The organism is Coprococcus sp. AF99-45 (genome assembly GCF_027663865.1).
GTDB lineage: Bacteria > Bacillota > Clostridia > Lachnospirales > Lachnospiraceae > Allocoprococcus > Allocoprococcus comes.
In genome coordinates this window covers 32,845-53,395 of record NZ_JAQDGZ010000009.1, presented here as the reverse complement: position 1 = coordinate 53,395, position 20,551 = coordinate 32,845, and the positions used below count along the sequence as shown (strand labels likewise).

At 42.4% G+C, this 20,551-nt stretch carries 21 protein-coding genes; 8 read left to right on the top strand and 13 right to left on the bottom strand.

Going from position 1 to position 20,551, the window contains the following annotated elements; translation table 11 throughout:
- Positions 1-11: 11 nt before the first annotated feature.
- The gene (locus PGR14_RS08595) at positions 12-1,247 is read right to left on the bottom strand and encodes an MFS transporter (protein ID WP_055248703.1); all 1,236 of its coding nucleotides are present in this window, start codon (positions 1,245-1,247) and stop codon (positions 12-14) included.
- 194 nt (positions 1,248-1,441) lie between these two features.
- On the opposite strand from PGR14_RS08595, the gene glsA reads away from it, so the two are divergent.
- Positions 1,442-2,389, top strand: a complete 948-nt coding sequence (glsA, locus tag PGR14_RS08590; protein ID WP_022220511.1) for a glutaminase A — start codon at positions 1,442-1,444, stop codon at positions 2,387-2,389.
- A 57-nt stretch (positions 2,390-2,446) separates the two neighbouring features.
- On the opposite strand, the gene bilS is transcribed toward glsA, so the two are convergent.
- Entirely contained in the window at positions 2,447-2,950 is a 504-nt protein-coding gene (gene bilS, locus PGR14_RS08585) for a flavodoxin family protein BilS (protein ID WP_022220512.1), read from the bottom strand.
- Positions 2,951-3,086: 136 nt separating this feature from the next.
- On the opposite strand from bilS, the gene PGR14_RS08580 reads away from it, so the two are divergent.
- Positions 3,087-4,430: a D-serine ammonia-lyase gene (locus PGR14_RS08580; protein ID WP_270223258.1), complete on the top strand. Its 1,344-nt coding sequence runs from the start codon at positions 3,087-3,089 to the stop codon at positions 4,428-4,430.
- A gap of 169 nt (positions 4,431-4,599) precedes the next feature.
- Here PGR14_RS08580 and PGR14_RS08575 read toward each other — a convergent pair whose 3' ends face one another.
- From PGR14_RS08575 to PGR14_RS08545, 7 genes are all read right to left on the bottom strand, one after another.
- Positions 4,600-4,830 (bottom strand): hypothetical protein, encoded by a 231-nt coding sequence (locus PGR14_RS08575; RefSeq protein WP_055155952.1) that lies wholly within the window; start codon positions 4,828-4,830, stop codon positions 4,600-4,602.
- A complete protein-coding gene (locus tag PGR14_RS08570) occupies positions 4,818-5,075 on the bottom strand; it encodes a DUF3990 domain-containing protein (RefSeq protein ID WP_242859496.1) in 258 nt (85 codons plus the stop codon). The genes PGR14_RS08575 and PGR14_RS08570 overlap by 13 nt, the downstream gene beginning before the upstream one ends.
- Positions 5,032-5,247, bottom strand: coding sequence for a DUF3791 domain-containing protein (locus PGR14_RS08565; protein ID WP_055248701.1), 216 nt, complete (start codon positions 5,245-5,247; stop codon positions 5,032-5,034). Before PGR14_RS08565 ends, PGR14_RS08570 begins: the two co-directional genes overlap by 44 nt.
- Positions 5,248-5,299: 52 nt before the next feature.
- Positions 5,300-5,728, bottom strand: a complete 429-nt coding sequence (locus tag PGR14_RS08560) for a hypothetical protein (protein WP_055248699.1) — start codon at positions 5,726-5,728, stop codon at positions 5,300-5,302.
- A gap of 69 nt (positions 5,729-5,797) precedes the next feature.
- Complete coding sequence (locus PGR14_RS08555; RefSeq protein WP_005341250.1) at positions 5,798-6,004, bottom strand: helix-turn-helix domain-containing protein; 207 nt, start codon at positions 6,002-6,004, stop codon at positions 5,798-5,800.
- Between the two features lie 327 nt (positions 6,005-6,331).
- Positions 6,332-8,062 carry an ABC transporter ATP-binding protein gene (locus PGR14_RS08550; RefSeq protein WP_242856279.1) on the bottom strand — a complete coding sequence of 577 codons (1,731 nt, stop codon included), beginning with the start codon at positions 8,060-8,062 and terminating at the stop codon, positions 6,332-6,334.
- 2 nt (positions 8,063-8,064) lie between these two features.
- On the bottom strand, positions 8,065-9,813 hold the full coding sequence (locus PGR14_RS08545; RefSeq protein ID WP_055248697.1) for an ABC transporter ATP-binding protein: 1,749 nt from the start codon (positions 9,811-9,813) through the stop codon (positions 8,065-8,067).
- A 352-nt stretch (positions 9,814-10,165) separates the two neighbouring features.
- Here PGR14_RS08545 and PGR14_RS08540 point away from each other — a divergent pair, with 352 nt between their 5' ends.
- A complete protein-coding gene (locus PGR14_RS08540) occupies positions 10,166-11,014 on the top strand; it encodes a LysR family transcriptional regulator (RefSeq protein WP_055248695.1) in 849 nt (282 codons plus the stop codon).
- Between the two features lie 133 nt (positions 11,015-11,147).
- Here PGR14_RS08540 and PGR14_RS08535 read toward each other — a convergent pair whose 3' ends face one another.
- Positions 11,148-12,332 carry a sensor histidine kinase gene (locus tag PGR14_RS08535; protein WP_055248693.1) on the bottom strand — a complete coding sequence of 395 codons (1,185 nt, stop codon included), beginning with the start codon at positions 12,330-12,332 and terminating at the stop codon, positions 11,148-11,150.
- Positions 12,329-13,024, bottom strand: a complete 696-nt coding sequence (locus PGR14_RS08530; RefSeq protein ID WP_227084779.1) for a response regulator transcription factor — start codon at positions 13,022-13,024, stop codon at positions 12,329-12,331. The genes PGR14_RS08535 and PGR14_RS08530 overlap by 4 nt, the downstream gene beginning before the upstream one ends.
- Positions 13,025-13,146: 122 nt before the next feature.
- On the opposite strand from PGR14_RS08530, the gene PGR14_RS08525 reads away from it, so the two are divergent.
- Genes PGR14_RS08525 through PGR14_RS08515 form a run of 3 tightly spaced genes read left to right on the top strand, consistent with a single transcriptional unit; the run spans position 13,147 to position 15,154 of the window.
- A complete protein-coding gene (locus PGR14_RS08525; RefSeq protein ID WP_055248691.1) occupies positions 13,147-13,287 on the top strand; it encodes a CD1871A family CXXC motif-containing protein in 141 nt (46 codons plus the stop codon).
- Positions 13,280-14,167 carry a 4Fe-4S binding protein gene (locus PGR14_RS08520; protein ID WP_055248689.1) on the top strand — a complete coding sequence of 296 codons (888 nt, stop codon included), beginning with the start codon at positions 13,280-13,282 and terminating at the stop codon, positions 14,165-14,167. Before PGR14_RS08525 ends, PGR14_RS08520 begins: the two co-directional genes overlap by 8 nt.
- A 42-nt stretch (positions 14,168-14,209) precedes the next feature.
- Complete coding sequence (locus tag PGR14_RS08515) at positions 14,210-15,154, top strand: TlpA disulfide reductase family protein (RefSeq protein ID WP_055248687.1); 945 nt, start codon at positions 14,210-14,212, stop codon at positions 15,152-15,154.
- Between the two features lie 221 nt (positions 15,155-15,375).
- On the opposite strand, the gene PGR14_RS08510 is transcribed toward PGR14_RS08515, so the two are convergent.
- Positions 15,376-16,452, bottom strand: a complete 1,077-nt coding sequence (locus PGR14_RS08510) for a M42 family metallopeptidase (protein ID WP_008371255.1) — start codon at positions 16,450-16,452, stop codon at positions 15,376-15,378.
- Between the two features lie 12 nt (positions 16,453-16,464).
- The gene (locus tag PGR14_RS08505; RefSeq protein WP_008371256.1) at positions 16,465-17,226 is read right to left on the bottom strand and encodes a creatininase family protein; all 762 of its coding nucleotides are present in this window, start codon (positions 17,224-17,226) and stop codon (positions 16,465-16,467) included.
- Positions 17,227-17,640: 414 nt separating this feature from the next.
- Here PGR14_RS08505 and PGR14_RS08500 point away from each other — a divergent pair, with 414 nt between their 5' ends.
- On the top strand, positions 17,641-18,399 hold the full coding sequence (locus PGR14_RS08500; RefSeq protein WP_055155945.1) for a GntR family transcriptional regulator: 759 nt from the start codon (positions 17,641-17,643) through the stop codon (positions 18,397-18,399).
- A gap of 227 nt (positions 18,400-18,626) precedes the next feature.
- Positions 18,627-20,387, top strand: coding sequence for a diguanylate cyclase domain-containing protein (locus PGR14_RS08495; RefSeq protein WP_082424225.1), 1,761 nt, complete (start codon positions 18,627-18,629; stop codon positions 20,385-20,387).
- Positions 20,388-20,551: the final 164 nt, after the last annotated feature.

The window sequence follows — 20,551 nt, the reverse complement described above, 5'->3', positions numbered from 1 at the left end:
TCACATCATTATTATAATCTGCGATACAGATTTTTATAGCGTTTTTTGTCCTCTTTCGTTAAGATAACAGCCAGAAGCAAGAATGCGACTCCTGTCAGAAGAACGATGATCCAGGTAAAGATTGGCGTATGATTTTTGTAAATAAATCCGATCAAAAGCTGGTACAGACTCATAAATCCGATACGGATGATCTCCATCAACCCGTGGATTCTTCCGCGGTGGCTGGATGGGATACGCCTGGTCATGTACGGGCTTTCCGCCAGCATGTAAGAAATCTCACCCCATGTCAGTACGACCATTGCCGCATAATAGAACGGGATGTGCCCGGAAAAGAGGATGAACAATACGTAGCCGACCAGTGTCAGTAAAAATCCGTAGATTGTCTTTTTCGGTTCGGAGGATCGCTTCAGGATCTGGGTGATAAATGGTGTGAAGAGAACAACGATAAAGCAGTTGATGCTGGTAACTGTTCCGAATATCACCGCACCGGTATCCCCGTGCAGACGGATCAGATCCATAGGAAAGAGATAATTATACATCTGGTAAAGTGCTGTGTACCCGCTGGTGATCAGAATGAACAGCAGAACAAGCCGGTTTTCTTTAAGAATCGTCAGCAGGCTTTCCCCGTGGCGTTCGGCCTGATAAATGGCGTTGCTATCATTTTCTTCTTTTTCCGGTGTGATATTCTGTACAAAGAAATAGATCAGCACAGAAGAAGTGCCGATGGAAATTCCACTGAGCAAAAATGCAAGCCATAAGTAATTGCGAAACATAAATCCGGCTACAGCAGAAGCCATCACGCCGCCGAGATTTGCTGTCAGATACTGGAGGGAATACCCTCTCTCCCTGTCCTTGCTGAGGGTGATGTCCGCAGTAAGCGAATTGTAGGACGGATTTTCCATGTTCTGGCAGGTCGATGCGATAAACATCAGCACAATGGATTTTGTCGTCAGCGGGAGCAGTCCGCAGATGATATAAGAAATGACGGAAATCATATCCAGGTAAACGATATTCATTTTCTTATTAAAACGATCGGCCATCTTTCCACCAATCAGATTTGCCGGGATCGTCAGGATCCCCATCAGTGCCGTGATCCAGGCAACCTGCACGGCATTCATCCCAAGCTTCTGGCTTAAGATCATCGTCAGCATCGGACGGACCATTGCCCCCATGGCCGTCACAAAGCGTCCGAAGCATAAGACATAGTTTTCTTTTCTAAGACCTTTGTATTGTGAAATTAGATTCATGATACATTTTCCCCTTTGCATATTCCCCAGTTTTAAACTACTAATAATATACAATGAGGGCACTTTTTTGTCTATCTTATTCCGTCGGGTTTCAGCAAAAAATGGTGGTTGATTGAAGCCGGAAAATGATGTATGTTAGTACTTAGGAAATAGAAGGTGTAGGGGATTACGACTGAGCGAAAAAGGAGAATATGATGAAATCAGAAGAAGTTACGAGAATACTGGAAAATGCCATCCGTATCGGAAAAGGTGTGATCCGGTATGGAAGTGTCGCATCGTATATTCCGGAGCTTGCCAAGGCAGATAAGAATAAACTTGGGATCTGCCTTTACACAATAGACGGCAATCAATTTGAGACCGGAAATACAGAGGACAGATTTACGATACAGTCCATTTCCAAAGTAATGGCACTGTGTCTGGCGTTGGAAACGTTTGGAGCAGAGTTTGTGTTTGATCATGTGGGCGTGGAGCCGTCGGGAGAGGCTTTTAACTCACTGGTAGAACTGGATAACCGGAGCAACCGGCCCTTTAATCCGATGATCAATTCCGGAGCAATTACGGTTGCAAGTCTGCTAGTGAACCATTATTCCATCGAAGATATGCAGAAGTATATGCAGGAAGTATGCGAAGATCCGGAGATCGCGATAGACGAAGCCGTATTTCAGTCTGAGATGGCGACCTGCGCAAGAAATAAGGCGATTGCCTATCTTTTAAAAAGTAAGGACATCATTGATACCGATGTAGAAGAAAGTGTTACCTTTTATACCAAGATGTGTTCCATGTCGGTAAATGCAAGAGATCTGGCAAGGTTCGGTCTTCTGCTGGCAAATGACGGAGTGCAGCTTTCCACCGGAAAACGTCTGATCTCATCTCAAACTGTGCGGATGGTTCAGACCATTATGCTTACTTGCGGAATGTATGACGGATCGGGGGAATTTGCATTAAGAACAGGAATTCCGACTAAGAGTGGAGTCGGCGGAGGTCTCCTCAGCGTGTCGAAAAAGAAAATGGGAATCGGGATCTACGGACCGTCTCTTGACAAAAAAGGAAACTGTATCGCAGGCTGCGAATTGTTGGGATATATTTCAGAAGCACTGCATCTTCACATCTTTGATACCAGAGAGTGGAAGGTAGAAGAATAAAAAAAGACGATACTACAGAAATTCTTTCATAAGAGTTTCTGCGGTATCGTTTTTCTTTTATCTTAAAACAGATTTTTGAAGTTTCTCTAAATCAGCTTTATCCGGATGAGATAAAGCTCTGTCAAAGTTTTCAATCAACATATCAAGATTTGGTTTGTGGTTTGGATCTTCTTTCATTTTCACATACCGTTCTCTCATAGCCATCGGCATCTTGCCCTGGCACATATACTCTCCTACTATCTGATTGCTCGGATCAATATTTTCACGTACGTTGTGAAGTACTTTCTGATAATACTCTTCGCTTCCACCAAAGCCGGCTGTTCCGAATAAGAAGATTTTTTTATTTCTAAGTGATTTTAACAGTGTGGTTGTCGCTTCGTCAGCAGTTCCTTTGTCTGTCCAGAAGCCGATATAGAGTATTTCTGACTGCGGATCTGCATCTTTACATAGGCCAAAATAATCGAGAGTTTCTTCCGGAAGTATTTCGCGGATCGCGTCGGCAAGTTCCTTTGTATTGCCTGTCATGCTGCTGAATAAAATAGAATATCTTTCTTTTCCCATGTTTATTACCCCGTTTCTTTTAAACATATTTTAATTATAACACTATTTTTTAGGATTGACAGTTTTTTTGTGGTAGGCATAATACAAGAAATAAGGTAATATATAGGTATGAATAAAGTCATTTGGAAAGAGAGGTATGAAAGCAATGGTTGATTTGAAAGTGCTGGAAGAAAAAACACCGATTCTGAAGGAAATCCGCAGTGAAAAAGAAGTGTTTTGGCAAAATCCGGACAAATCAGCTTGTGGGGAAGCAATGGAACAGATCGAACTTGGTATGGAAGATGTAGAAGATGCCGAGCGCAGACTGGAGCGTTTTGCACCGTTCATTATGAAATGTTTCCCGGAAACAAAGGAGAAAAACGGAATCATTGAATCTGTTCTGACACCGGTTCCGAAGATGAAGGATTTGCTGAATGAGAAATACGACAGCAATCTGGAAGGAAACTTATTATTAAAGCAGGACAGCCATCTGGCAATCGCCGGTTCGATCAAGGCACGCGGCGGTATTTATGAGATTTTGAAGCACACAGAAGAACTTGCATTAGAGCATGGGTTTTTGAGTCTGGAAGACAATTATGAGAAACTGGCGAGTGAAGAATGCAGAGAGTTTTTCAAAAAGTATACCATTCAGGTGGGTTCCACCGGAAACCTTGGACTGAGTATCGGAATCATGAGTGCAGCAGTTGGCTATCAGGTGATCGTACACATGTCAGCAGATGCGAAACAGTGGAAAAAAGACTTGCTCAGAAGCCATGGGGTAACAGTAAAGGAATATGAGTCAGATTACAGTGAAGCGGTGAAAAACGGACGTGCTTTATCTGATGCAGATCCGAACAGCTACTTTGTGGATGATGAAAATTCAAAAACACTTTTTCTTGGTTATGCAGTAGCGGCAAAACGTCTGCAAAAGCAGTTGGAAGAAAAGAATGTTGCAGTAGACGAGGAACATCCACTCTTTGTATATATTCCCTGCGGAGTAGGCGGAGCACCGGGTGGTGTATGCTTTGGACTTAAGCTGCTGTTCGGAGATTATGTACACTGCTTTTTCATAGAACCGACACAGGCACCGTGTATGCTAGTCGGAATGGCAACCGGACTGAACCAGGAGATTTCCGTACAGGATATTGGGCTTACCGGACTTACCCATGCAGATGGGCTTGCCGTGGGACGTCCTTCTGGATTTGTAGGCAGAGTAATGAAGAATCTGCTTGGCGGCGAATTTACTATCCGCGATGGAAAATTATATGATTACATGAGAGACCTTCTCGGAACAGAGAACATTTTTCTTGAGCCAAGTGCTTGTGCTTCTTTTGAAGGACCAATACAGATTGAAAGGAATGAATCTGCACGTAAATATTTACAGGAGAATCATCTTGGAGAGAAAATGAAAAATGCGACACACATTGCATGGGCAACAGGCGGAAGTCTTGTGCCGGAAGCAATTCGTGAAGAATACAAAAACACGTATCTGGAGAAATAAAAAGAACCGGCTGATTCATGAATGCCGATTCCTGGTATAAAAAACTGAGGTCATTGTTCCATGATTAGGAAATGCTGACCTCAGCGTTTTTGAAATATTTAATTGTTGCGCTATATGGAATAAAAGTTTTGCTCGCCATTGTTGTATAAATTTAAACTCACATTCCATATCAGGATTTCTTTAATTCTTCCCTATACAATTCGGTTATATATGCCGGACCATTGCACCACAGTTTTGTTTTCTCATCATACAGTGCTTTTCCTGTCTTTGAACATAGAAAATCTGTCAATACCTCTTTTCTGTCCTTGCCCGTCTCTTCTGCGATTTCTTCTGTCACCATAGCGATAAGAAGGTCGATTGTATAATCCAGTTTTTCTTTTGGAATTGTTACTTCAGCCATATCTTCTCACCTTTCACAAATTTCAGACACTCAATAGCTGCTTCCGTTTTAAAGCAATATTGATCTTTTAATTTATTGGGCAGCAACTGTCTGATGCAGAAATCGTCTGCTTCCTTATCGCCTGCTGTCCCGAAAGCCCCGGCAAGATAAGCAGTAAGGGTAGCGTTTGTTGCATCATCCGCAATCTTTCCTGCAATGATATCATACCTTGCCATTTCTTTGCAAAAATTCAGTAATATCTTCAAGCACAGCTTCATCACCTTCACAATGAAAAATCCCATAGCATTTTTCTATATATCCAAGAACATCGGCTTCTTTAAACAAGAGGATAATCTGTTCAACAGGTAAATGCCACTCTTCTGAAGCAAGCCGGATTAATCTTGTTTGCATGAAAGTAATCTCTGTTTTCTCACTCATAATGAATCCTCCTTAATTTCTTGGTCAATAATACTGGAATTTTCTACTCTTATCAATAACCCCAAGTCATCAGATTCCATTCTCCGCCTTCACTCCGTGCAAGCCACCATGACCAAGTGTATTCTTCGTTAGCTTCCCATGCACCGCCACCTTTTTTCGGCGAACGGAAACTGCTTTCAAATGCAATACATTGCGTAAAGGCTTCTTTATTATCATCCGTTCTTAAATTGTTCATCCATTCAATGTTATCTGCATTGTTGCATTCTTCATCGGGCATATAAGAAAGACTATGCAATTCACAGCCCTCAAACGAAGTGAACTGCTTTTTTATAATCTCAATGGCAGAGTCTATTTCTTCTTTTGAATAAACGGAAGATGTTCCATAATCAATTTCCACTTTTGATGTATCGCCGTCTTTTCCGCATCCGGCAAAGAGAAGAACCAGCACAATGCAAAGCATTACGGTTATAATCTTTTTCATAGTGAATACCTCCAAATACCGTTTTTTCGTTCTCTGCGACTTCCCGATAAACGGGAAGTTAACCTCCTGTTACTCATCATCTGTAAATTCCATCATCTCATCAACAGTGCAGTCTAGCTTCTTGCAGATCTTCTCAATCGTCTCCATTGATACATACTGATTTTTCCCCATCCGGGCAAGAATATTTCCACTGATTCCAGTGAGGTACTGCATCTCTATTCGCTTCATATTTTTATCTATGAGCATTTTCCACAATCTGTTATAACTTACGCCCATAAGCTATCTCCATATTTCTCATTCAAATATATTTTGATTATATCATGACCGTTGCTTCGCAACTATCATGATCCAATTCGCCGTTTGCCAATCATGCAAGCATGTTGGCTCTCTTGCGCTCATTATATCACGATTTCGTTAGGTCGAATACCTGTAATTTTTGATTTCTTCTGTAAAATGGAAAAGAGGATGCCCCGGCAAAGGGCAGCCTCTCCAACCATTTATTCTGAATTAATCAAATGGAATCTCACCATCTGGTGCTTCCATGAATCCATCCTTAACTGTTTTGGATGTTTCCGACGAATCCGCTCAAGCACCGTTATCCTTTTATGACACTGCCTGGAACTGGCTGTTATACAGATGACTATAAAAGCCGCCTTCTTTCAGAAGTTCTTCATGGGTTCCCTGCTCAATGATCTTACCGTCTTTCATGACGAGGATCAGGGAAGCGTTGCGGATCGTAGACAGGCGGTGTGCAACGACAAAGCTTGTACGACCTTTCATCAGGTTATCAAATGCTTCCTGTACCTGCAGTTCGGTACGGGTATCGATACTTGAAGTCGCTTCGTCCAGGATCAGCATTGGCGGCAGACAGAGCATAACTCTTGTGATACACAGGAGCTGTTTCTGTCCCTGGCTGATGCTGTCCTCATGCAGGACGGTATCAAGTCCCTGCGGAAGTCTGCGGATGAAATCCCAGCTTTTTGCCTCTTTTGCTGCCCGGATGATTTCTTCATCCGTGGCATCTGGTTTTCCGAAGCTGATATTTTCACGGACAGTACCGGATTTGATCCAGGTATCCTGAAGCACCATACCGAAGCTCTTTCTGAGCGAATGTCGGGAAATCTCATCGATCGGTTTACCGTCGATACAGATTTTTCCGGAATCCACGTCATAGAAGCGCATCAGGAGGTTGATAAATGTTGTTTTTCCGCATCCGGTAGGACCTACGATCGCAATACGCATACCAGATTCAACCTGAAGGTTAAAGTCTTCAATCAGAGATTTACTCTTGTCATAGCTGAAATCTACGTGGTCGATATCCACATTTCCATCCACCTTCTCAAGTACTTCAGAAGAATCGTTTACTTCTTCCGGTTCTTCTAAGAGGTCAAAGATACGTGTCGCACATGCAAGGGCGTTCTGCATTTCCGTGATTACGGATGTAATGTCGTTGAATGGTTTCATGTACTGGTTCGCGTAAGAAAGCAGTACGGAAAGACCGCCGACAGTCAGGGTTCCAAGCGGGATCAGGAATGCACCTGCAAGTGCTACGGCAGCGTAAATAATGTTGTTTACGAAACGGGTGGACGGATTGGTAAGGCTGCTGTAAAATACGGCTTTCTGGCTATATTCTTTGAGTTCTTTATTGATCTCATCAAAACGCTTTGAAGCCTTGTCCTCATATCCGAATGCCTTGACAACCTTCTGATTTCCGATCATTTCCTCGATCAGAGCAGTCTGTTTTCCACGGGTTTCACTCTGCTTTTTAAACATGGTAAAAGAGCGTGAGGAAATAAATTTTGCCACCAGGAAGCTGAGTGGTGTCAGAAGGATGACCATCAAAGTGATCCACACGTTCTTGGAAAACATGAAGATCAAGGTTACAACAACGGTCACAACGCCGGAAAATAACTGGGTAAATCCGAGCAGTAATCCGTCAGAAAGGATATCAGTATCGGCAATGATACGGCTCACAATATCGCCGGTGCTGTGCTGGTCCAGATAAGAAAGCGGAAGCTTCTGGATGTGGCGGATTGCCTGGGATCGGATATCCTGTACAATATGATAGGTCATGCGGTTATTGACAAGGTTCATGATCCAGATTGCGGCTGCAGCGATCACTACGAACAGAAGAATCTGCTTCAGATAGAGCCACATCTGGGTAAAGTTTACATTGTGCGCTGCTACGATCTCATCGATCGCATTACCGAAGAGAACCGGCACATAAAGCTGAAGAACCACTGATATTCCGGCAAGGATGATGCTGAGGATCAGGAGGATCCAGTATTTTCCGATATATTTAAAAAGCTTTTTCATTACATTGTCTTTTTTCATACCTACATCTCCCCTCTTTCATATTTTGCACGGTCTTCCGGGAACTGTGAGAAATAGATCTCACGATAAACTTCGCAGGATTTCATAAGTTCATCATGTGTACCGGATCCGGCGAGTTCTCCATTATCTAATACTAAAATCTTGTCTGCCTGGCGGATGCCTGCAACCCTCTGGGATACCAGGAAGGTTGTTGTCTCTCCTTCCAGTCCTGCGAGGGCTTTCCGAAGTGCTGCGTCAGTTGCAAAATCAAGTGCGCTTAAGCTGTCGTCGAGGATCAGTATTTCCGGCTTTTTCACAAGAGCGCGGGCAATGGTAAGACGCTGACGCTGTCCACCGGAAAGGTTCTTTCCGTTCTGCTCGAGCATGAAATCAAGCTGTCCGTCTTTTCCTTCTACGACTTCTTTTGCCTGTGCAACTTTCAGTGCATCCCAGATCTCGGAGTCAGATGCATTTTCATTGCCCCATTTCATGTTATCGCGGATGCTGCCTTTGAAAAGGACGGAGCGCTGCTGTACGATTCCGACCTTGTCGTGGATTTCCTGATTGGTGAGCTCTTTTACATTGCGTCCATTCAGTTTAACGGTTCCGCAGGTTACATCATAGAAACGGGAGATCAGGCTGACCAGAGTGGATTTTCCGCATCCGGTACCACCGATGATACCGACTGTCTGCCCTTTTTTTACAGAGAAACTGATATCAGAAAGGCTTGATGCACCGGCACCTGCATAGGTGAAGGATACCTTGTCGAATTCAACTTCATTTGCAGAAGGATCTGTCTTTGCAGAAGGGGTTTCCGGATAATGCATGGTAGTCCTGATATCCAGGACACCGGCTACACGGTCTGCACATGCCATCGCCTTGTTCAGTGTAATGATCAGGGAAGCCAGCTTGATCAGCTCGACGATCATCTGTGCCATGTAGTTGTAAAGCGCGACAACCTGTCCCTGATGCATGGTTCCGAGATTGACCTGGAGTCCTGCTCTTGCGATCAGGATGACAGTTGCAATGTTAATCAACACGTAGGTAAATGGATTTAACAGGGCGGAAATTCTTCCGACAAATTCATTTAACCTGGTCAGTTCGGTGTTGCTCTTTTCAAATTCATTTACCGATTCTTCTTCGCGGCAAAATGCGCGGATCACGCGGACACCTGTCAGATTCTCACGGGTAAGTCCTGTGACGCGGTCCAGGGCAGCCTGCACTTTTTTAAAAAGCGGGATGCTGACCAGCATAATGAAAATGACGCCGACAAATAAAAGAGGGATCGCCACAACGAATACCAGCGCACATTTAAAGTTGATCGTAAATGCCATGATCATCGAACCGATTACGATAAACGGACTTCTCAGAAGAAGACGAAGTCCCATGTTGATGCCGTTCTGGACCTGGTTGATATCATCGGTCATCCGTGTGATCAGGGTGTCCGTACCAATCGTATCAAGTTCGGTAAATGAAAAGCCCTGAATGTGGTCAAATACGGCCTGTCTTAAATTGGTTGCACAGCCGACACTCGCTCTTGCAGCAAAATACTGTGCGGTAAAACTGCAGCTAAGACCGACTGCAGCCATGAGGATCAGCACCAGGAACATCTTTACGATGTAGCCGTGGTCATTGTTTGCAATACCAATATCAATGATCTTGGCGACAACCACCGGAACCAAAAGGTCAAATACGACTTCCAGCAGTTTGAATAATGGTGCAAGAATACTTTCCATCTTGTATTCTTTCAGATAAACCCAAAGTTTCTTCAAACACACTCACTCCTGTTCTTTACTTCTTAGTTTTTTCTTGACCTACTCATTATAATGCGCTACCATCAATATGAATAATATTGTTTTTATGACAGCTTAATATAAAAAAAGTATAACAATGTGAGTGGCAAAAGGTATTTTGACCTATTTGATACCAGATTGCTACGTGCTTTGCACTCTCGCAATCCTCAAAAACATTCGTAATCCGCTCATTTTTCTTTGAAACATGGCTACTTACTCAGGTTTTTGGCGGGTCAAGAGGTCGAAAATCCTCTTGGAAGCAAGCTTGCATCGGCTTGCTGACCTTTTGACCCTGGTATCATCATATAACTAAACGGAGGGAAAAAAGAAAATGGAACTCAGACAGCTGGAATATTTCCGGGAAATCGCGAATACGGGAAGCATCAATGAAGCGGCGAGAAAGCTCAATATGTCACAGCCGCCCCTCAGCTATCAGATCAGGCAGTTGGAAAATGAACTGAACGTGCAGCTGTTTGAGCGTACCCATAAAGGGGTGATCCTGACGGCGGCAGGTAAGCTTTTGTATGACCGTGCGGCGAGCCTTCTGGATTATGCCAGATCGACAGAGCTTGAGGTGTCCCAAACGGGTAAAAAAAGGGTTCTGAGAATCGGGATCACGCCGACGACGGTCGGCACAGTCATGCCGTTTATCGCAGAATTTTCAAAGAAAAATCCCGACGTGAATTTTGAGGTTCACGACGGGATCACGTATACGTTATATGATTATCTTCAGGAAGGGATCATCGATATTTCGGTTGTCCGCACGCCACTCCGGCTGGATGATGTGGAGTCCGCAGTCCTGCATTCGGAGCCGATGATCGCTGTCTCCAATCCGGAGATGCCTTCAGAAAGGCGGAAATCGCTCATTCTTGAAGATTTAGTCCACAGACCGTTAATTCTCTACCGGCGTTATGAAAAGCTGATTATGGATGCATTTCACGCGCAGAATCTGGTTCCGGAGGTGTTCTGCCTGTGTGATGATGCCAGGGGCGCTACCCTCTGGGTGAAGGAAGGGCTTGCCACGGCGATCTTCCCGCAGTCCATGGAGCCGCTTTGCGAAGGGCTGACTTGTCAGGTGCTTGATGAACCGGATTTGGTGACGAAGATCCTTCTGATCTGGCAGAAGGGGCGGAAGCCGACGGCGGTAGTGCAGGATTTTATGGATGTCTGTCTGAAATAATTTAAACCGTATCAAAAATAATAATCCTCAGTTTATTTTTGATACGGTAAGTGAATTGTAAGACGGATTCTCCATGTTCTGGCAGGTGGAAGCGATAAACATCAGTATGATCGATTTACGAATTGTTTTTCGATTATACTGCTTTTTCAAAGTCTGCCCCTATACCCATTTTCACTTCAAATGTCGTTCCGCTATGCTTATTTGTATAAACTTCAATCGTTCCGTCATGAACCCGCACAACTTCTCGCACCATCGCAAGGCCAAGCCCCACACCTCCGAGTTCCCGGCTTCTTGACTTATCTACCCGGAAGAACGGTTCGAAGATCTGCTCCCTGAATGCTTCATCAATTCCATTTCCTGTATCCGAAACCGTCAGAACAACTTCGTTCTTCTTCCTTATTGCCGATACTGTAACGGATCCATTTTCCCGATTATATTTAATCGCATTTTCCACAAGATTATATAGCATTCTGTAAATCAGAATATCACTCCCTGTCAAAAACAATTCTTCATCTGCCTTTGCTCCTGCTCCCTGTGACTTCTGTATCAGTTCAACCTTTTTTTCCTGTGCCAGCGGTTCCAGATCTGTCAGCACTTCCTCGATCAGACTATGGAGCTCAATTCTGTCATTTCGCGATACGGTCTGTAATTCGCTCATATCCAAAAGCGTTCGGACCAACTTGCTAAGACGTTCATTCTGCTCCGTTACCATCTGAATTGTCTCTTCTGCCACTGCGGTACTCTCCGGATGTTCTGTTGTATGGTATAGATCCAGTTGTGCCTGGATTAAAGCCAGTGGAGTACGTAACTCATGTGCTGCATTTCCCGTAAACCGGCGCTGCGTCTCGAATGATTCTGAAAGCCGTATAAGCATCTTATTGTAAGATATGCGAAGTCTGTCCAGCTCTGCAATCTTATTCTCTTCGATCGTATAATCTTTCAGATTCTGTGCCTGAACTTTTTCCACTGTCTCTGAAAATTTTCTGAGTGGTTTCAATGCCCGTCCACTGATAAAATAAGTCGCTGCGCCGCCAAACAGCGCTACAATAGCAGTAATCAGAAGGCTTCTGCTTCTATAATCTGATTTGGAGTTATAAACCTTCATGGAAAACTGTGACACAAAGTCATCCCACTCATTATCCGGAATATCAATGTACACCGATTCCGGCTCTGTGCCCTGATCCGTGATAGACTCCTGAAGCGTATCGAAATAATAGACTCCGTTTTTATATAAGAAAAAGGTAAGACATCCGCATAATATGGTGATCAACACGGTTGTAAGAAGTGTTAATTTCCACTGGAGTGATATTTTCTTCATGCTTTGCTATTTCCCCCTATCTTATAGCCCTCACCGATTTTGTTCACGATTGGATCATATCCGAGTCCTGCTTTCAGTTTTTTTCTCAAAGAAGACATATGCACTCGGATGGAACCGCTAAAACTATCCACAGAAGAATCCCAGACATGCTCGATCAGTTCTTCCTGACTGACCGGTCTTCCCTGATTTAAAAGGAGATATTCTAAAATCCCATTTTCTTTTCTCGTCAACGCAACTGGGTTATCGTCTGCATATGCAACCCTTTCTCTCGTATCAAATCGAAGTTTTCCGCATTCCAGACAGATATTTTTTTGTATAAATTTTCTTCTTGTCAGGCTTCTCACGCGCGCTTCCAGCTCCTGCAGGTGAAATGGTTTTTCCATATAATCATTTGCACCGGAATCCAATCCTTCAACCTTATCTGCGATCTGACTTCTCGCAGACAGGATCAATACTTTTGTCTCTTCATTTTCTTTGCGAAGTTCCCGAAGGATCTCCATCCCATCCACCCCGGGCAGGTTAAGATCAAGCACGATCAGGTCATACAGTTCCGCATAGATCATCTCCAGTGCCTGCTCTCCGTCATTACACATGTCCACCTCATAACCTGCCAGATGCAGACTTTTCGCGATCATATCACATAATTTCTTTTCATCTTCAACAACTAATAATCTCAATTTACTTTTCTCCATTTTCTTAACAGGAAATTTACATCTCATATTATATAATGTAGTCACTGAACGGTCAATAAGCCGACTTTGAGCAATAACATTGAAAGGAGCAGTTACTATTTACAGTAACAAGTGGTATCTTAATGAAATCAGAAAAAGCAACACAAATTTTTTTACTTGTAGCCGGTCTTGTATTTTTCCTTGTTGGGATTTACCGTGGAGAAGCTGCAACTGTACTCAGTAAGGCAATAAAATTATGTATGGAGTGTGTCGGAATTGGATAAGAAATTAAAATCAAACAAGAACTTCCTGGTTCGTTTCCGCGGATGGTTTCAGGCAGCTGCAACACTGCTGACCAATCTTCATATTCCGAATCTGTTTAAAGGGAAAATTTATCAGGGAAAGGTAAAAACAATATGTGTACCCGGACTGAACTGCTACTCTTGCCCGGCTGCCACAGGTGCCTGTCCGATTGGAGCTTTCCAGGCTGTAGTCGGTTCATCAAAATTCAAGTTCACCTACTACATCACCGGATTCTTTATCTTGCTGGGAGTTCTGTTAGGACGATTTATCTGCGGTTTTCTCTGTCCGTTTGGATGGTTTCAGGATCTGTTGCATAAAATTCCGGGTAAGAAACTGTCTACTGCAAAACTAAAACCCCTGCGGTATCTGAAATACGCGGTTCTGGTCGTTTTTGTTATACTGCTTCCGGCATTTGTGACTAATTCGCTGGGGATGGGCGATCCATTCTTCTGCAAATACATATGTCCACAAGGCGTACTTGAAGGTGCAATTCCACTGGCACTTGTTAATTCGGGAATCCGCGCGGCACTCGGACATTTATTTACGTTTAAGTTTACAATCCTTGTACTTGTAATCATCTTAAGCATTTTGTTTTACCGCCCATTCTGTAAGTGGATTTGCCCGCTTGGTGCCATTTACTCGCTGTTTAACAAAATATCATTACTTAAGATTAAGGTGGATCCTGAAAAATGTGTTAACTGTCAAAAATGCAGCCATGCCTGCAAAATGGATGTAAATGTAGTAGACACACCGGATCACCCGGAATGTATCCGATGTGGAGCATGTATGAAAGCCTGTCCGACAAATGCGATCTGCTATCATTACGGATTTTCAAACAAGAAACAGGCTGACAATAAATAAGCAAAAATGAATCAAATGATATTCAAAAGGAGATTAAAAATCATGAAAAACAAAACAAGTAGAACAAACTCAATGAAATTAAAAAAAGTAATTGCGGCATCTCTTGCCGTTTTCATTCTTTTTGCATTCACAGGTTGCAAAACTTCATCCGGTTCCGCAACAACTGAAAGCTCAAAGCAGGAAGATACTTCCACAACAGATTCAAGCAGTTCGGGTGATCTGAATGAAAAGCTGAATGACCTTTACCAACAGGAAAACCAGATCTTTGCAGATCACAAAGATGTGTGGGACAAAGCATTTGGCTTTATGAGCAAGAACATTGACGATGATACCAAGAATGAAAACTATGCGGACTTTCTTGCAAATATAATAGAATCAAACAAAGATTCTTTCTCCGAAGAAGAATATGCTACTCTGAGTAAAGACATTGAAACGATCCGCGGTATTGAAGAAGAAATTGCAAAACTTGAAAAAGAAATTGCCGCAGCTGGTTCTTCCGGCAGTAGTTCCTCCGGCACAGATGACTCTACAGGTGTGTTTCACGGTTTCAAAGGGAAAGACCTGGATGGTAACGATGTAGATGAAAGCCTTTTCACCAAAAATAAAGTTACGGTTGTAAACTTCTGGTTCAGTGGATGCAAGCCTTGCGTTGAAGAACTTTCTAAACTGAATGAATTAAATGATACAATTAAGAAAATGGGCGGTGAAGTTGTTGGTATCAATACAGATACATTAGATGATAATCAGGATGGTATCAAAGAAGCGAAAGAAATCTTGAAGGCCAAGGGAGCTTCCTACAAAAACCTGACTTTCGACTCCGATTCAACAGTTGGAAAATATGCAGGAAACATTATGGCATTCCCGACAACAGTTCTCGTAGATAAAGACGGAAATATCGTTGGCGAACCTTTCATGGGCGGAATCGATGATCAATCAAACTACGAGCAATTAATGAAACAAATTCAGTCCATACTTGATCAGGAATAATTCATTTACTGAAGATGTATGCTAAATGAGGCTGTCGCATTAGTGCGGCAGCCCCTATTTTTTTTGGTGTATTCCTATTTATCAGGATTCCATGTTTAACCTTCTGCTAGCTCTGAGGTTTTCCGAATGCTTTGTTTATGATTTAGGTAACATTCAAGCGTAGCAATACAATTCTCTGTTAGTATGTCTCGAAAATGCTTTGTTTCTTTTATGTATTGTATTTAAAAACTCATAACCTGCTCTTCGTCAAGTCTTTTAAGAATTTCGCATGCCAGCTTAACAGCGTTATCAAAGTCGCTATAAGCTGAAATTCCGTAATGTGTATGTGCATAGCGAACCGGAACTCCGATAACGATAACCGGAACCGCTTTTTCAGTCAGATGTATAGCTGCACCGTTGGTTGAACCGGCACTACGAACTGCATCCTGAACCGGGATGCCAAGTTTTTCTGCTAAATCAAGCGCATATCTTTGATAATGTGGATTGGTGATCATACGGGCATCAATGTGACGCAGCATCGGTCCTCGCTTGATAGCTGTCTGAACCATATACGACTCAACGCAGGTATCATCTGCCGGACAGCCTTCAAAAACAATTGCGATATCCGGCTTAATTACCTGTGCTGTTACAGTGGCACCGCGTACACCAACTTCTTCCTGTGCTGCACAAGCGCCAACAATATCCACATTCAGCTCCTGACCAGCCAGGGTATGCATAGTCTTAAGAATTGCCGCACATCCCAGACGGCAGTCAAAGCTCTTGCCAACCATCAGATCTGTGGTTTCTGAATATGTAAATGTCACATCCGGCACTACGGGTTCACCGATACGAATGCCGAATTTTTCAACCGCCTCTTCTTTAGAAACAGCGCCAACATCTACCGTGATATCTTTCATATCCAGAGGTGCTTTACGCTCCTGCTCTGTCATGAAATGCGGAGGCTTGCTGGCAGTAAGCCCCGGAATATATTCTCCGAACCGGTTGCGAACCAAGACTTTATGAGCCGGAATATTGTGGTTAACCCAACCTCCGATCTGAATGATGCGGAGAGTTCCGTTCGGGCAGATAGCCTGCACCATAAAACCAACCTCATCACTATGTGCGTCAAGCTGAACAACCGGACGTTTGCCGTTATTTTCTTTACGGCGGATATACAGGTTGCGCATGCGATCTTCTGTAATTTCTCCGAGTCCTTCTGCGTAAGGACGAATCGCTGCAACCACTTCATCTTCGAAACCGGATGTACCGTTTGCATTTGAAATTGCTGCAATCATTTCCAATGTTGTTTTTTTATCCATTATGACACCTCTTTATGAAAGTTTTACTTTCTTGAATTCTTCCATGAAATCAACAATATAGTTTGCTGTAGTCTCAAGCATTTCCTTGCCCCACTCTTCTGTAGCGGTACTCGGATGATCCGGTCCGATCCAGCCGTTGTCTGTTACATGCGGAGTATTGCGAATAATATCAACGTTAACTCCCTTGAACTCAACAGAACGGAAACCGGTTGTCTTCAGATTATCAGACAGGTGCTTAAACTGGAGTTCACCACCTATCTCACTCTTATCAACTAAAGACGGATCGATTCCAAGAATCGCAGCTGTTTCCTCACCACCGCCGTGGCCGCCTTTCCACGCCGGGTTCATATCCCATGCCATCAGCCACCAGTTAAGCATAGCCACCAGACAGCCCTTATCTTCGAATTCCATGCCAAGGCGTTCAATCATCTTGATGTTTCCGCCATGCCCGTTCAGGAAAACGAATTTTCTTGCGCCGTGACGATACAGACTCAGAAAAATCTGGCGACAAAACTGATAGAGTACCTCATTGTCAATATCAATTGTACCCGGATATGGAGCTAAACACTGGCAGGAACCATATGGAATGGTCGGAGCAATCAAAACATCACTCTTTTTCTCGATTTTCTCCAACAAATGCTCCGGAATCAGTGTGTCGGTTCCAAGCGGCATATGACGGCCGTGACACTCAATACTGCCGATAGAAATAAGTACCATATCGTTTTTTTCAAAATATTCTTGAGCTTTCGGCCAAGTCAAATTTGTAAGTCTCATAAGTTCTCTCCTTCCTACTATAATTATTCTTCTCAGCTGAAAATCGGACTATTCGGAAACCAGACAGTCCGACATCCATCAATTACTGCGTTGCTTCCTATTCCCCTTTAGGATTTTTTTATGACAATGCAGAATTTTTGAGCTACTCTTGATAACCCAAGTATAGTCCATGCAAATATGATTGTCAACAATTTCAACTTAATGTTAACAGCGGGAAAATAGTGCTTTCGTTTTTGCTAACAATCCACTATAATTATAATAAGTTTTTTGCTAACGGACAAAAGACATCCGTATAATTTTTTCTATTAATTAGTAAGGAAATGAAACATGCGAGAAATTGGCGGTATGTTCTACTATGAACCAAGCGTACCTATCGAAAACGGATACTTATTCTGAAAATTTTATGAGGTAAATATGCAGAAACAAAGAAAAACATCAAATACTACTACATCAGAAATTGTTCTTGAATCTCTGCGGGAGCAGATCATCAATGGAATCCTTCAGCCTCAAGAAAAACTGGTAGAGGCTGAAATTGCCCGGAAATTCGGACTCAGCCGAGGTCCTGTGCGCGAAGCACTCCGACAGCTCGCTGTCGAAGGTTTAGTCGATTACTGTCCTAACAAAGGATGTACAGTCGCACTGCTTTCTCCACAAGACGCTTATGAAGTCTTTTTTCTGCGCGGCAGCCTTGAAAAACTGGCAATCCAAAAAAGTAACTGCCTTCTTAGTGACTATAGTCTCATGATAATGGAAGCCAGTATTGAAGAATTTCGAAAGGCTATTCTCGAAGGCAATACTATGAAGGCTGTTCGTGCAGATGAGACATTCCACCTGCAGATCATTCGTTCTGCCCAGCTTAACCGACTGACCAAAATGTGGGAGCTGCTGAGTCCACTGAATGGTGCCATGTTCCTCTCGGTTCAAAATGCTAATCGCTTTGGACAGTTAAGCGGAGATGCTGAAACGCTTCAGAATGCCAAATGCTTAGAACCAAACACACCGGATCAAAATACCTCTTATAACGGAAGCGCTGCAGTATGGACACACCAATGTCTGTTGGAGGCCATCCGGATTAACGATCTCCAGACAACCTGTGATCTTCTGGATCAGCATTATGAAGAAACCGGCAGACGTGTATACAGACTTTCACTCATGAAAGAACAGAGCTTTTGATCCGTTTCATTAATAATGGTTTGAGGGGCAAACTTGAGGGTTTGGTTTGAAGGGTTCATAATATGTTTCTTTTGTCTTTTGGATCGACTTCATCACCAAGGATTTCTTTCATTTCATGTATAAGGATTATGCACAGTCCGTTTTTCATAAAACTTATTCTGTTTTTCAACTTCTGTGATATAATGCTTTATTATAATAATTCCCATGGACAAAATGAGGTGAACCAAGTGAAAAAGAAAACACTTGTGCCTCTTATCATTTTTTTACTGGGCATATGCCTTGTTAGTTTGATTGTATACAAAACAGACGCCCACGAAAAAGAGCAGAGACACATAACAGCACAATTAAACGTAGCCACCTATGGCGAACGAATAAAGAATGAAATTACAAATGGAATTGAGATCACAGATACCTTGAAGCAAATCTTAATAAGTGAAGATGGCGAAATCCATCAGTTTGAAACAATTGCAGGAAATCTTATGTCTGATTCTATTGAAAGTGTACAGCTCGCTCCTAATGGTGTTGTTACAGATATTTATCCGGCTAATGAAAAGGAGGCAGGTAAGATTGATTTGATCCATGATAAAGACCGCGGAAAAATTTCCTGTTACGCAAGAGACAACCATACAATCATTACGCAGGGCCCCTTCAAATTAAAACAGGGAGGATATGGAATTGCAGTCCGCAATCCCGTATACCTGAAAGATAAAAATGGACATGAGTATTTCTGGGGATTTACTATTGTTATTCTGCGTGTTCCGGATATTTTTTCAGATTCAATCAGTGCACTTTCAAATTTTGGATACGAATACAAAATTTCAAAAACAGACGCTCCATGGAGTGATACTTATAAAGTGGTTTATCAATCAGATGGGCAAATAAATCGTCCTGTTTCTTATACATTTACAATAGGAGATGAAAACTGGAAATTTGAAGTAACTCCTAAAAGTGGATGGAGAAATGCCACATTACTGATAATCATCATCGGAATATTTCTTACAATAAGCCTTCTCCTGTCAGTTCTTACCAGAGTATGGTTAGTAGCAAAAGAACATAAGAAAAAGTTTCAGATACTGGCGCGCACAGATTCTCTTACAAATATTTATAACCGCTATGGATTTGATGAATTTGCAGAAAAAATGATTCAAAAAAATCCAAAAGCACATTTTGTGGCTGCGCTCCTTGATATTGATGATTTCAAGTTTATTAATGATATCTATGGACATAATTATGGAGACAGGGCACTAAAGAATCTTGCAGACAGCATGAAGACTTTTTTCCCATCCGATGCATTACTTGGAAGAAATGGTGGTGACGAATTCTGCATTCTTTTACCAAATTGTACCTTTGCAGAAGCAGATATACAGCTGCAGAAATTCACCAAACTTCCTAAATCATTCTCATACCATGGTAAGGAACATGCATTTTATATTTCTCTAGGATATGCAGAATATCCAACATTTGCATCCAATCGTTCACAACTCATGCGCTGCGCAGATGCCGCTCTTTATGAAATAAAGCTTCATGGAAAAAATGGATGTATGGTCTACAGAGAAGGACTTCGGTCAGGTGCCCGCAAACAGCTTGGATTCGCATTCAAGGATATCGCGGAACATCTTCCAGGTGCATTCATCATATACAGAGCTGACAAAGAAGATGATGAACTATTTTTTGCAAATGATGAATTTCTTCATATGTCAGGATATAAAAATATAGATGAACTGTTCAGACTTACTAAGAAAAGTTTTCGCAACTTGATCCGGGAAGATGAACAGCAACAGATAGAATCAAGTATCTGGGAACAGATTGACAGTGGTAATGAAAATGACTATATTCACTTCCATCTTCGAAAAGCTGACGGAACTTATTTTTCTGTGCTTGATCATGGAAGAATTGTAGAGAACCCGCAATACGGAAAGGTATTTTACGTATTGTTCATGGATTGGAAAGATATGCATATTCGTTATAATGATAAATTCGCAAGATAATAAAATATTGCAAAAAAACAGAGCGTATGATCTATTTTCATACGCTCTGTTTCGCAGTTTTCTTTGCTGCTTGAGGATTTTGCAGGATTTCTGCTATATACACAATTCATTGGCAAAAATCTTGTAAAATTCTGAAAGTCGGTACAAATTTTTCATCGGATAAC